This window comes from Serratia odorifera, assembly GCF_041448735.1.
GTDB classification, from domain to species: domain Bacteria; phylum Pseudomonadota; class Gammaproteobacteria; order Enterobacterales; family Enterobacteriaceae; genus Serratia_F; species Serratia_F odorifera.
Genome location: NZ_JBGMUT010000003.1, coordinates 221,845 through 234,701, shown reverse-complemented (window position 1 = coordinate 234,701; position 12,857 = coordinate 221,845). Strand labels below are relative to the sequence as shown.

Genomic DNA, 12,857 nt, shown 5'->3' with positions numbered 1-12,857 from the left:
ATTGGGGGTGCCTAGCAAACCGGAACCGACATTGCCCCATGCGCTAAACAGTAGCGCAGCCAATCAGCAAGAAACTGGTTAATTTGATGCTTTTCGTCGCGTTGATGCAACTTTTTATTAGGATAATCATAACGCGCTTTAAAGCGAAAGATCTGCTGACTGGCACACACTTCCGCAACCATCGCGTCGTGATACAGCCGTACCGTCATCGCCGGCAGGCTCCAATAGCTGACCGCCGGGAAGGTTTGTTCGATTTCCACCAGCGTGGTATAGCGCGTGGATTCCATTATCGTCAGACGATAATGCGCGCTGCTCACCTGATAAGTCACCGTTTCGCCCACTTGGTCATTGCGCGGCAGCAAGCGACGCAATTGCGCGAAGTTGGTTTCGCACAGTCTCATCATTTCCGGGAAATCAGGGGTGTAGCGCTTTGTCATTTACTTGATCCACTCTGCTCTGAGCGATTCATGGTGCAACGCCAGCCACTGCAATGCAATCACCGATGCCGCATTATCAATCGCGCCCTCTTCAACCCAACGGTAAGCCTGTTCGCGGCTCACCACATGGACTCGGATATCTTCATTCTCTTCAGCCAGCCCATGGATGCCTTCTGCGGTGCTGGCGTCCACTTCGCCCACCATAATCGACAGCCGTTCGCTGGTGCCGCCCGGGCTGGCGAGGTAGCTCAGTACCGGCTTGCAGCGCCCAACCACAATGCCCGCCTCCTCCAGCGCTTCTCGGCGACAGACATCCTCAACGCTTTCACCGACTTCGATCATGCCCGCCACCATTTCCAGTAACCAGGGGGACTCGGAAGTATCGACCGCGGCGATGCGCAGTTGTTCCACCAGTACCACCTGGTCGCGCTGTGGGTCGTAAGGCAGCAGCACCGCGGCGTGTCCGCGTTCAAAAATCTCGCGTCGGACCTCGCCGCTCATCTCGCCATTGAACAACCGGTGACGAAAACGGTATAAATTGAGTGAAAAAAAACCACGATAAAGCGTGTCACGTGCAATAATTTCTACATCATTTTTATCGAAAGTAACGGGCGTAGGCTGCGGACGGCTCATAAGCACTCTTCTCCTGCGTGAGTATGCCGATAAAATAAACAGTTTTGATGACAGAAACGGCGAGACTTTCTTTCGCCGCTTTGTGGTAGATTGTTGACCATGATATCAGGTGCGAAGTGCGCAGGCATTTCAGCCAGTGCTCACAGGGCATTCGAAAGATAAAAGTTCCCGCGGATGGCACATTCAGCCACCTTATGCGAACCGAAGACTCTGTTAGAATCGGCAACTATTTCGACTATCGTCAGCGCTAACATACCAATATTGCTGCACAACAAGGAATGCAAATGAAGAAACTGCTCCCCCTTCTTATCGGACTGAGCCTGGGCGGCTTCAGTGCAATGAGCCAGGCAGAGAACCTGCTGCAGGTTTACAAACAGGCGAGGGAAAGTAACCCGGATCTGCGCAAGTCTGCCGCTGACCGTGATGCCGCATTCGAAAAAATCAACGAATCGCGCAGCCCGTTGCTGCCGCAGCTGGGTTTGACCGCCGGGTATACTTACGGCAGTGGTTATCGTGATATCAAAGATACCAATTCCGATACCACCAGCGGCTCGCTGGCGCTGACTCAGACCATTTTTGACATGTCCAAATGGCGTGCGCTGACGCTGCAGGAAAAAACCGCCGGTATTTCCGACGTTACCTTCCAGACCGCTGAACAGCAGCTGATTCTCAATACCGCCACCGCCTACTTCAACGTATTGAAGGCGATTGACACCCTGAGCTACACCCAGGCGCAGAAAGATGCGGTGTACCGCACGCTCGATCAGACTACCCAGCGTTTTAACGTCGGCCTGGTCGCCATTACCGACGTGCAAAACGCCCGATCCAATTACGATACCGTGCTGGCGGCAGAAGTCAGCGCCCGCAATGCGCTGGACAACGCGCTGGAATCACTGCGTCAGGTCACCGGCGCCTTCTATCCGGAACTGGCCTCGCTGAACACCGACAGCTTCGCCACCAAGCGCCCGGACGCGGTCAATAACCTGCTGAAGGAAGCCGAAGCGCGCAACCTGAGCTTGCTGTCCGCCCGTCTGAGCCAGGATCTGGCCCGCGAGCAGATCAAATATGCACAGACCGGTTATATGCCGACCATCGACATGAGCGCCTCAACCGGTATTACCAATACCAACAACGGCGGCTCGCGTAATCGTACCGAGGATTCGGACGTTGGCCAGAACAAGATCGGCGTAAGTTTCAATCTGCCGATTTACAGCGGCGGCCAGACCAACTCTCAGGTCAAGCAGGCGCAGTACAGCTTCGTCGGTGCCAGCGAACAGCTGGAAAGCTCGCACCGTACGGTGGTGCAGACCGTGCGTTCGTCGTTCAATAACGTCAATGCCTCGATCAGCAGCATCAACGCGTATAAACAGGCGGTGATCTCCGCGCAAAGCTCCCTGGATGCCATGGAAGCCGGCTATCAGGTGGGCACCCGCACCATCGTCGACGTGCTTGACGCCACCACTCAGCTTTATGACGCCAAACGCAACCTGTCCGATGCGCGTTATACCTATCTGATCAACCAGTTGAACATCAAATCTGCGCTCGGCACGCTGAACGAAAACGATCTGATGATGCTGAACAGCGCGCTGGGTAAACCGGTGTCAACCGCGCCAGACGCCGTGGCACCGCAGAACAGCGCACAAGACGCCTATGCCGACGGCTACCAGGACAACGCGCCAATGCAGCAGACGACCGCGCCAGTACCTGCCAGTCGCAGCGTGTCCTCGGCACCGGCGCCACGTACCAGCGCACCGGCCACCACCGCTAGCCAACCGCGCAATCCGTTCCAAAACTGATAGCCTGGTCTGGCACGATATCGGGGGGTGGCGTCAGCCACGCCCCTTTTTTATGCCGAATGCTCGCCGGTTCACAGCCAGCCTCTCTCCCTTCGGTTTAGTATTATCCTTTCCCCGTGAACCTGTGGACGCAACGCGATGGAGAATCTCCCACTCTGGCAGCGCCTGATGGCTGACGGCGCGTTGCCGCCGTCACAGCGTCCGCCAGCGGCCATTTATGCCTCCTGGCTGCGTTGCCGCACGTTGATGCGCCCGTCGGTGTGGAAGGCGCCCCAGCGCGCGCTGGGCAGCACCTTCAGCTCCGTCTGCCAGCGCAAAAACGATTTGCTGACGCTGGGTCAGGCGGCGCTGGAGGACGCTTACGAATACATGGAGCAACGCCGTTGCGTGCTGATAATCCTCGATGAAAGCGGCTGTATGCTGTGGCAGTGCGGCGATATCACCACATGCCAACGGCTGGCGCAGTTGGGTTTGCTGCCCGGCGCTTACTGGGCGGAAGGCGATATCGGCACCAATGCGCCGTCGCTGGCGGCGTCCGAAGGGCATCCGATTCAGGTCAGCGGCAAGCAGCATGTGCGTGAGGCGTTACATGACTGGTCATTCTGCGCCACACCGGTGTATGACAACAGCGGCCGTCAACGCGGCGCCATTGCGCTCGGCTGTCAACTCATCGCCGCCGCCGCCGGCGACCTGTCACTGACGCTGGCGCTGGCGCGCGAGATCGGCAATTCGTTGAATGCCGACGGTTTACTGGCTGAATCCAACCGCCACCTGAACCAGCTTTATGGCTTGCTCGACGGCGTGGACGATGGCGTCATGGCCTGGGATCACCGGGGTTATCTGCAATACCTCAACCAGCGCGCGGCAGCAATGCTGAAACTCGACGTTCAGCACAGCCTGGGGAAACCGCTGGCGCAACTGCTGACGCTGCCGGCAATGCTCAAGCGCGCCATCGAGCAGCGGCAACCGTTGCAGCATATGGAGGTCACCTTCGAAAACCAGCAACAGTTTATCGCCGCGCTGCTGACCTTGAAGCCGATCCCCGACGGCAACCACTGTGGCTTTATCGCCCTGCTGCATCCGCTGGAACCGCTGCGCCGTTACGTCAGCAGCCAGCTTGGCCGCGTCAGCCATACCTTTGAGCAAATGCCGTCCGGCTCGCTGGAGATGCGCCGCCTGATCCGCTATGGCCAACAGGCCGCCAAGGGTAATCAGCCGATTTTGCTGTGTGGTGAAGAGGGGGTAGGCAAGGAACTGCTGGGCCAGGCGATTCACAATGCCAGCGAACGCGCCGCCGGGCCGTATATCGCCCTCAACTGCCAACTGATGCCCGAAGCGCAGGGCCTGCGCGATCTGCTGGGCAGCGATGCCAACGAAGAGCGGGCCGGACAATTAAGCAAATTCGAGCTGGCCAACGGCGGCACACTGTATCTGGAACAGATTGAGTATTTACCGCCGGATATGCAGTCAGCGCTGTTGCAGGTGCTGAAAACCGGCATTGTCATGCGCCTCAATTCCAACCGGGTGATCCCGGTCGATGTACGCATCATCGCCACCAGCGCCGCCAATCTACCGCTGTTGGTGCAGCAAAACCGCTTCCGCCGCCAGCTGTTTTACAGTCTGCAGGCGTTCGAAATCCAGATCCCGCCGCTACGCCAGCGTCTGGACGACATTCCGCTGTTGGTACACCATCATTTACACGCGTTGGAATTGCATTTTCAATGCCGCTTCCGGGTGGATCATGACGTCTTGACCCAGCTCGGGTTATACCCGTGGCCCGGCAACGATCTGCAACTGAAAGGCGTGGTGGAGCGCGCGGCCATGATCTGCCATAACCACCATATTCAACTGGCGGATTTACCCGCCCATCTGCTGGGCCAGCAGCTGGCGTCTGACCTCCCGCCGACCATCACCACGCCCACGCTGGCGGAAACCGAACGTCAGGCGATCCTGCACGCGGCCAGCGTCAGCCGTGGACAGTTAAACGAAATGGCCCAATTGCTGGCGATCGGCCGCACCACGCTGTGGCGGAAAATAAAGCATTATCAAATCGATATCCGCCAGTTCAAGCTGCGCGCCTAGTGGCTGAGCTGCAGCACGCCGCGCGCGGCATCCAGCATGGCTTGTTGACCGCTACGGGTTTTGCTCAGACAATCGCTCATGCCAACCACCATCGGAATGCCCATCGCCTTGGCCAGAATTGCGCTGTGTGACAGCGCGTGGCCGCCACTCAGGCAAATGCCCAATACCATGCGGCGATCCAGCATCACCACTTCCGACGGCATCAGCTCATCCATTACCAGGATCGCCGGCGTGGTCAAGACGATCGGTGGAATAGTCTGCCGCTGCAAATGGCTCAGGGTACGGCGCAGCATATCGCGCACGTCCAGTTCGCGCGCGCGCAGATACTCGTCGTCCAGCGTGCGATAATCGGCGGCGATGGCCTCCAGCTCTTGCCGCCATGCCTGCTCGGCGCTGCAAAACTGCTGGGCGATACGCGTATAGGCCGCCTGTTGCAGATCCGGATCGTCCAGCAACATGCTGTGCGCGCCGAATATTCCCGCCTGCGGTTTGCCGATCAAGGTCGCGGTACGCTCCGCCAGCCGGTTCAAATCGCTCAGCGTATGCTGCAAGGCTTCACGCAGCCGCTGCTGCTCGTTGAGAATGTCGTCAGCGCCGATCTTGCGTTCCGCTAGCGTCGGCCAGAAACTGTAAACCTGCAACACCGGGCCGCTACTGACGCTCTCCTCCACGGGAATACCGTGCAGCGAAGGTTGTTGGTGAGCTGAAACCGTTTCGCCAAAATGCTGTTCCGCCAGCGCCTGGAAAGCGGCCAGGGCCAGATCGGCCTGCGTGCCGCTGGCGATCAGCCGCACGCTATCACCCTGGCGAACCTGCAGCAGCGCCAACTGATTCAAACTGCGCGGATTGGCGCATTGGCCGGCCTTTTCCAGCACCAGTTCGGCATCGAACGGCGCCAGCGTTTCCGCCAGCCGTGCTGCCGGGCGTGCATGCAGACCATGGGCATTTTGCACCGTCCAACTGACGCTTTTTCCCTGGTTTAGCGGCAGGCTCAGCGATTTGCTGGCTGGCGTCGCTTCGCCCAACTGCGCCTGCTTGGCCTGTAATGCGCCACGCGCTTCGGCCAACACCTGCTCCAGCCCGGCTCCCGAATTGGCCGCAACGATCGCCGCCAGCGTGCCCTCCACCAGCGGCGCGGCGCACAGCGATACCTTGGCCGCCAACGCCGGATCCAGCAGCTCCAGCGCGGTTTCCGCGCTCAGCACTGCGCTGCCCAAATCCATCAACACTACGATGGCATCGCCGTCTGCCACCGCTTCAATCGCCGCCATGACTTTTATCGCGTCGGTACCGATGGGATGCTGTTCATCATCAACCCCCGCCGCCAGCGCCAGTTTACAGCCGTCGCCGCGCATCATCTGTTGCGCCAGCGCCTGAACGCCCTGCGCCAGTAACGCGCTGTGAGAAACCACTACGATATTGATCATTTTGCCTCCCGCCTAGGCGGCGATTTCCGCCAGCGTTTTCACCATCAACATTACCGACGTGGCACCCGGATCCTGGTGACCGATGCTGCGCTCGCCGAGGTAGCTGGCTCGCCCCTTGCGCGCCTGCATGGCAATCGTTGCTTCCACCGCCTGCTGCGCGCACTCTGCCGCCCGTTGCAAGGCTTGCGCCACGCTCAGTTGCTGTTGCGCCGATTGCCGCAGGCTCTCGACCACCGGCCACCACGCGTCACACATGGTTTTATCGCCCGGCTCCGCCTTACCCCGCATCACCACCCCCTCGACCCCTTCCTGCATCATGTGCTGCAATTCCGCCAGATCCAGACTTTGCTTGGCATTGGCCGCCTGCGCGGCGCGAATGAAAAACGTGCCGAACAGCGGACCGCTCGCACCGCCAACGCTGGACAGCAACGTCATGCCGGTGTTCTTCAGGATGAAACCGATATCCTTGTCCGCCACCGACGGCAGTTTTTCTACCACTTTATTAAAGCCACGGTTCATGTTGAGGCCATGATCGGCATCGCCGATGTCGGTGTCCAATTGAGTCAGAAAGTCTCGTTCACGGGCAAAGACCTCGCCGCAGCGCATCAGCCAGTCAACCACCTGTTGTTTTGTCAGCATCATCTGTTCTCCTCAGCAGCCCCAACGTAGCGCAGGGGTTTTCACCGGCGCATCCCACAGCGCCAACAATGGATCGTCCACTTTCAACAGCGTGATGGAAACGCCCTGCATGTCCAGCGAAGTGCAATATGCGCCGATCAGGTTGCGTTCGATGATGATTCCCGCCTCCGCACAGCGCTCTGCCAGACGGTGGTAAACGCCGTACAGCTCTGACAGTGGCGTCGCCCCCAGGTTATTCACCAGCGCAATCACCCGATCGCCACGCATCAGCGGCTTTTTTACCTGTACATCATCGCGCCATTCGCCTTGCGCCCGCTGCCAGACGCGCAAGGTGCGCTGATAATTGCCGTGTTCTATCAACGTATGGAACATGTCATCCACCGCGTGGTTAAGCGTAGTGAATGGCCGCCGTTCAATGCCCGGCTCGCCGTGAATGCCCACGCCGAACTCCATCTGGTTTTCCGCCAGCGTAAACGACGGTTTACCGGCCGCGGGTACGGTACAGGCGCCCAGGGCAATGCCGATTGAATGTCCCTGATTGTTCAAGCGGTGACCCAGCGTCACCAGATCATCCAGCGTATCGCCGCGCTGTGCCGCCGCGCCAAGCAGTTTTTCCATCAGTACGGTATTGGCAACGCCACGCCGTCCTGCGGTAAACAGGCTGTCTTTCACCGCCACGTCGTCGTCCACCAGCACCGTTGCCACCGGTATGCCGCCGTCGTGCAGCAGCTCCGTGGCGGTTTCAAAATTCAGCACGTCGCCGGTGTAATTCTTGATCAGCAGCAGCACACCGGCGCCGCCGTCAATCGCCAAGCCGCATTCGTACATCTTGTCCGGCGTCGGCGAGGTGAAAATCTCGCCCGGACAGGCACCGTCGAGCATACCCTCACCAACGAAACCGCAGTGCATCGGTTCATGGCCACTGCCGCCGCCGGAGAGGATCGCCACCTTGCCCGCCACCGGACCATCGGCGCGGGTGACAAACAGCGGATCCTGATGCACCCGCAGTTCGGGGTGCGCTTCGCCCAGGCCGAGCAGTTGCTCGTCCAATACTGTTTCAACCTGATTAATAAGCTTTTTCACGGTTAACTCCTCTGTAGGGGACAGCGGGATCGGGGGGTGGTCAACGGTGACTATACGACGCCACAATCACTTGGCGATCAGCCGGTTTTTTGTTTCATTATGGAACACCAATCGGCAGCTGGGGTTTCATTTTGAAACAGCGAAGCGTGTTTTTTCAGCAGTAAAGAGAACTGGCGCACAGCAAAACGTATAGCTGCGTAAAGAGTCGCGCCAGGCCTGGGATTCAGCTTTAATTTTGAGCATCTTTCCCCTATCCTTACGCCACTACTGGGAAAGGGCGAAAACAGCCCGCACGATGGGATTAACAACGATGAAACGGACAAAAAACATCAACCAAGAGACGTTCCGCAAATCCTGGCGCAGCTACCGCGTTGCCCCGGTGGCTTTGGCGATCAGCGCAGTGTTTATGCTGGCCGGCTGTGAAAAGACGGATGAAACGGTCTCGCTGTACCAGAATGCCGACGACTGTTCGCGCAGTAACCCGTCGATGAGCGAGCAGTGCACCACCGCTTACAACAACGCACTGAAAGAAGCCGAAAAAACCGCACCGAAGTACGCCAGCCGTGAAGACTGCGTGGCCGAATTCGGTGAAGCGCAATGTACCCAGGCACCGGCGCAGGCCGGCATGGCGGCCGAGTCGCAAAGCAGCGGCAGTTTCTGGATGCCGCTGATGGCCGGCTACATGATGGGACGCATGATGGGCGGTTCCGGCTTTGCCCAGCAGCCGCTGTTCACCTCAAAAAACCCGGCCAGCCCGGCGAACGGCAAGTTTGTTGACGCCAGCGGCAAGAACTACGGTCCGGCCACCGCCGGCGGGCGTACCATGACGGTGCCAAAAACCGCCATGGCGCCAAAACCGCCGGTGACCAATACCATCACCCGCGGCGGCTTCGGTGAGTCGGTTGCCAAGCAGACCAGCATGCAGCGCAGCAGTGCGACATCCGGCTCACGCAGCATGGGTGGTTAAGGCATGAAACGCGTTGCAATTGCAGAACGCCCGGACTGGCGTGAAAAGGCGGCGGAATTCGGCTTCAACTTCCACACCATGTATGGCGAACCCTATTGGCGGGAAGACGCTTATTATCAGTTCACGCTAGCGCAAATCGACGAGATCGAAAGCGCCACCGCCGAACTGCATCAGATGTGCCTGCAAGTGGTTGAAACCGTGGTCGACAGCGATGAGCTGCTGGCCAAATTCCGTATTCCGAAACACACCTGGGAATTCGTGCGCAGCTCATGGCGCACCAATACGCCGTCGCTCTATTCACGCCTCGATCTGGCCTATGACGGCGTTAACCCACCGAAACTGCTGGAAAACAACGCCGATACCCCAACGTCACTTTACGAGGCGGCGTTCTTCCAGTGGATCTGGCTGGAAGACCAGATCAATGCCGGCAAACTGGACGCACAGGCGGACCAGTACAACAGCCTGCAAGAGAAACTGATTGAACGTTTTGGCGAACTGAAAGCTCAGCACGGATTCCAGCTGCTGCATATGGCTTGCTGTCAGGACAGCGAGGAAGATCGCGGTACGGTGCAATATTTGCAAGACTGCGCGCAAGAGGCTGGCATCGCCACCGAATTCCTGTTTATGGAAGAGATTGGCCTCGGCGAAAAAGGCCAGTTCACCGATCTGCAAAACCAGGTCATCGGCAACCTGTTCAAACTGTATCCCTGGGAGTTCATGCTGCGCGAAATGTTCTCCACCAAGCTGGAAGACGCCGGTGTTCGCTGGCTGGAGCCCGCCTGGAAAAGCATTATCTCCAATAAGGCGCTGTTGCCGATGCTGTGGAAAATGTTCCCGGATCACCCGAACCTGCTGCCGGCCTATTTTGCCGAAGATCGGCACCCGACGCTCGATCACTACGTCGTCAAACCGCTGTTCTCCCGCGAAGGCGCCAACATCAAGATTGTGAAAAACGGTCAGGAAGTGGCGCGGGTTGACGGCCCGTATGGCGAAGAAGGCATGATCGTGCAGCAATTCCATCCGCTGCCACAGTTCGACGGCAACTACACGCTGATCGGCAGTTGGCTGGTGGACGATCGGCCGTGTGGCATTGGCCTGCGAGAGGATCGTGAACCGATCACCCAGGATCTGTCACGCTTTTATCCGCATATCATCCTCGATTAACCAACAATGCCAGCGATACGCTGGCATTGTTTTAGCCCACCTGCACCGACAGCATACTCAACGCGCCCATTTCCAGGCCGTCAATCGGTACGCCAATCGGCTCCTCACCGTTCCAACTGCCCAGCACGTACAGCAACGGCAGATAGTGTTCCGGCGTCGGGTTGGACAGCGCCGCCCCCTCGTGCTGCATAAAATTCACCAGAGGATGGTGTTCGCCCCGGTAGGTCAGGTTGTCTCGCACATAGCGATTAAACGACTCGGCCCACGGGTACGGGCTGGTGTCGCCCTGCCATTTCACCTTTCTCAAATTATGCACCACGTTGCCGCTGGCCACCATCATCACCCCCTGCTCACGCAGCGCCGCCAGTTTCCTGCCCAGTTCAAAGTGATATTCCGCCGGTTGCGTACCGTCGATGCTCAATTGCACCACCGGAATATCCGCTTGCGGATACATCTTGATCAACACTCCCCAACTGCCATGGTCGAGCCCCCATTCGCCGGTATCGGCCGTGACCGTGGTCGGTGCCAGCAACTGTTGCACCTGCGCAGCCAACGCCGGTGAACCCGGCGCTGGGTATTGCGTATCAAACAGCGCCTGCGGGAAACCGCCAAAATCGTGAATGGTTTTGGGAAATTCCATCGCCGTTACCGCAGTACCGCGGGTATACCAATGGGCAGAGATCGCCAGAATTGCCTTCGGCCGCGGCAGCGTTTCGCCCAGTTGGCGCCACGCTGCGGTATAGCGGTTTTCTTCCAATACGTTCATCGGGCTACCATGGCCGAGGAACAGAGCAGGCATGCGAGAAGTGGTCATAACTTATCCTTTGCTGAAGGTTCAACGTTACTGCTGACTACCTTACGCCGTTTGTCAGCGCGACACAGTCGGATAAGCGTGATGAAGATATTCAAGAAATTTGAACGGTTAAATCAATAAGAACAATCAGGCAAATCCACTCGATTTATACCTTTACTCTGTTAGTATCAGAATATGAATAATTATCATTAGCATAGAGGACCACGATGTCGGTACCGCTGATTTTGACTCTGCTGGCCGGTGGTGCAACCTTCGTAGGCGCGCTGTTCGGCATCATCGGACAGAAGCCCTCCAACCGGCTGCTGGCGTTTGCCCTCGGTTTCGCCGCCGGGATTATGCTGTTGATTTCTCTAATGGAAATGCTGCCTGCCGCGCTGCATACGCCGGGCATGTCGCCAATGCTGGGCTATGGGATGTTCATGTTCGGCCTGCTGGGGTATTTTGCGCTCGATCGCATGTTGCCGCACCAGCACCCGCAGGATCTGGTGCAGAAGCCGCTCAAACCGCTCAATCTGAAGCGCACCGCGATCCTGCTGACGCTCGGCATCAGTCTGCATAACTTCCCGGAGGGCATTGCCACCTTCGTCACCGCCAGCGCCGATCTGGAACTGGGCATGGGCATCGCGTTAGCCGTTGCCATGCATAACATTCCCGAAGGTCTGGCGGTGGCCGGGCCGGTGTACGCCGCTACCGGGTCAAAAACCAAAGCGCTGTTCTGGTCGGGAATATCGGGGTTGGCAGAAATTCTCGGCGGGGTACTGGCGTTTGTGCTGCTTGGCCCGATGATTTCCCCGGTGGTGATGGCCTCAATCATGGCGGCGGTGGCCGGCATTATGGTGGCCTTGTCGGTAGATGAACTGATGCCACTGGCAAAAGAGATCGATCCGCATAATAACCCCAGTTACGGCGTATTGTGCGGTATGGCAGTGATGGGTTTTAGCCTGACGCTGCTGCAAAGCGGCGGCATCGGTTAATGCTAAAAATGCAAAAAGGCTGAACCAGGTTCAGCCTTTTTTATCTGCCTATCGGCCACAGGTGTCGCACGCAACACCCTGGCAGAACATCAGCTCGCCTGCTTTTCGTGCATCTGGCGGTAGGCCACCAGATCTTCGATGGTCAGCACCGGCATCTCGTGCTGCTTGGCGAACGCGATCACTTCCGGCGCATGCGCCATGGTGCCATCATCGTTGGTCAGTTCACAGAGTACGCCAGCGGGTTTAAAACCGGCCAGCGCCACCATATCGATGGTCGCTTCGGTGTGGCCACGACGACTCAGCACGCCACCCGGCTGTGCGCGCAACGGGAACACGTGGCCCGGGCGGTTCAGATCGCTCGGTTTGGCATTGTCGGCAATTGCCGCACGAATGGTAGTCAGGCGGTCTGCGGCGGAAACGCCGGTGGTAACGCCCTGCGCCGCTTCAATGGTCACGGTGAAGGCGGTCTGGAACTGGCTGGAGTTGTTGGTCACCATCATTGGCAGCTCAAGCTGCTGACGGCGTTCTTCGGTGAGACACAGGCAAACGATGCCGCTGCCGTGGCGAATGGTCAGCGCCATCTGCTCCACGGTCATGGTTTCGGCGGCGAAGATCATGTCACCTTCGTTTTCACGATTTTCATCATCAAGCACCATAACGCCGCGCCCATTGCGCAATGCGTCCAACGCGCGTTCAACGCGTTCTACCGGCGTGCCGAAGTCTGAAAGTAGCGTCTGATTCATGGTAAAAAACCTCATTAAATTTATGGATTACCAGAACCAGGGCGATCTTGAGGAGTGGCGTAGAGATAGCCAAAAATAACGCAAGCGGGCGTAAGCCC

Annotated in this window: 12 protein-coding genes; 5 read left to right on the top strand and 7 right to left on the bottom strand. The window is 58.2% G+C overall.

The genetic code is table 11. The features are described from left to right. Positions 1-11 precede the first annotated feature (11 nt). Positions 12-437 (bottom strand): DUF1249 family protein, encoded by a 426-nt coding sequence (locus ACCC84_RS11545; RefSeq protein WP_004958333.1) that lies wholly within the window; start codon positions 435-437, stop codon positions 12-14. Next, positions 438-1,070, bottom strand: a complete 633-nt coding sequence (gene nudF, locus ACCC84_RS11540; protein WP_004958330.1) for an ADP-ribose diphosphatase — start codon at positions 1,068-1,070, stop codon at positions 438-440. Positions 1,071-1,354: 284 nt separating this feature from the next. Here nudF and tolC point away from each other — a divergent pair, with 284 nt between their 5' ends. Both tolC and dhaR read left to right on the top strand, forming a co-directional pair. Continuing rightward, positions 1,355-2,866, top strand: coding sequence for an outer membrane channel protein TolC (gene tolC / locus ACCC84_RS11535; RefSeq protein ID WP_371901922.1), 1,512 nt, complete (start codon positions 1,355-1,357; stop codon positions 2,864-2,866). A gap of 138 nt (positions 2,867-3,004) precedes the next feature. Continuing rightward, the gene (gene dhaR / locus ACCC84_RS11530) at positions 3,005-4,948 is read left to right on the top strand and encodes a dihydroxyacetone kinase operon transcriptional regulator DhaR (RefSeq protein WP_371901921.1); all 1,944 of its coding nucleotides are present in this window, start codon (positions 3,005-3,007) and stop codon (positions 4,946-4,948) included. Here dhaR and dhaM read toward each other — a convergent pair. From dhaM to dhaK, 3 genes are read right to left on the bottom strand one after another with little or no spacing between them, the layout of a single operon-like run. Beyond that, positions 4,945-6,375 carry a dihydroxyacetone kinase phosphoryl donor subunit DhaM gene (gene dhaM / locus ACCC84_RS11525; protein ID WP_198773741.1) on the bottom strand — a complete coding sequence of 477 codons (1,431 nt, stop codon included), beginning with the start codon at positions 6,373-6,375 and terminating at the stop codon, positions 4,945-4,947. The genes dhaR and dhaM overlap by 4 nt on opposite strands. 12 nt (positions 6,376-6,387) lie before the next feature. Then, positions 6,388-7,017, bottom strand: a complete 630-nt coding sequence (gene dhaL, locus ACCC84_RS11520; protein WP_198773740.1) for a dihydroxyacetone kinase subunit DhaL — start codon at positions 7,015-7,017, stop codon at positions 6,388-6,390. Positions 7,018-7,026: 9 nt separating this feature from the next. Further along, entirely contained in the window at positions 7,027-8,097 is a 1,071-nt protein-coding gene (gene dhaK / locus ACCC84_RS11515) for a dihydroxyacetone kinase subunit DhaK (protein WP_004958320.1), read from the bottom strand. Between the two features lie 310 nt (positions 8,098-8,407). On the opposite strand from dhaK, the gene ACCC84_RS11510 reads away from it, so the two are divergent. Further along, entirely contained in the window at positions 8,408-9,064 is a 657-nt protein-coding gene (locus ACCC84_RS11510) for a DUF1190 family protein (RefSeq protein ID WP_004958319.1), read from the top strand. Between the two features lie 3 nt (positions 9,065-9,067). Then, the gene (locus tag ACCC84_RS11505) at positions 9,068-10,228 is read left to right on the top strand and encodes a glutathionylspermidine synthase family protein (protein WP_004958318.1); all 1,161 of its coding nucleotides are present in this window, start codon (positions 9,068-9,070) and stop codon (positions 10,226-10,228) included. Between the two features lie 31 nt (positions 10,229-10,259). On the opposite strand, the gene ygiD is transcribed toward ACCC84_RS11505, so the two are convergent. Further along, entirely contained in the window at positions 10,260-11,042 is a 783-nt protein-coding gene (gene ygiD, locus ACCC84_RS11500; protein WP_039991704.1) for a 4,5-DOPA-extradiol-dioxygenase, read from the bottom strand. A gap of 206 nt (positions 11,043-11,248) precedes the next feature. On the opposite strand from ygiD, the gene zupT reads away from it, so the two are divergent. Next, the gene (gene zupT / locus ACCC84_RS11495; RefSeq protein ID WP_004958312.1) at positions 11,249-12,016 is read left to right on the top strand and encodes a zinc transporter ZupT; all 768 of its coding nucleotides are present in this window, start codon (positions 11,249-11,251) and stop codon (positions 12,014-12,016) included. Between the two features lie 89 nt (positions 12,017-12,105). Here the strand turns inward: zupT and ribB are convergent, their stop codons facing one another. Beyond that, a complete protein-coding gene (ribB, locus tag ACCC84_RS11490) occupies positions 12,106-12,759 on the bottom strand; it encodes a 3,4-dihydroxy-2-butanone-4-phosphate synthase (protein ID WP_004958310.1) in 654 nt (217 codons plus the stop codon). Positions 12,760-12,857: the final 98 nt, after the last annotated feature.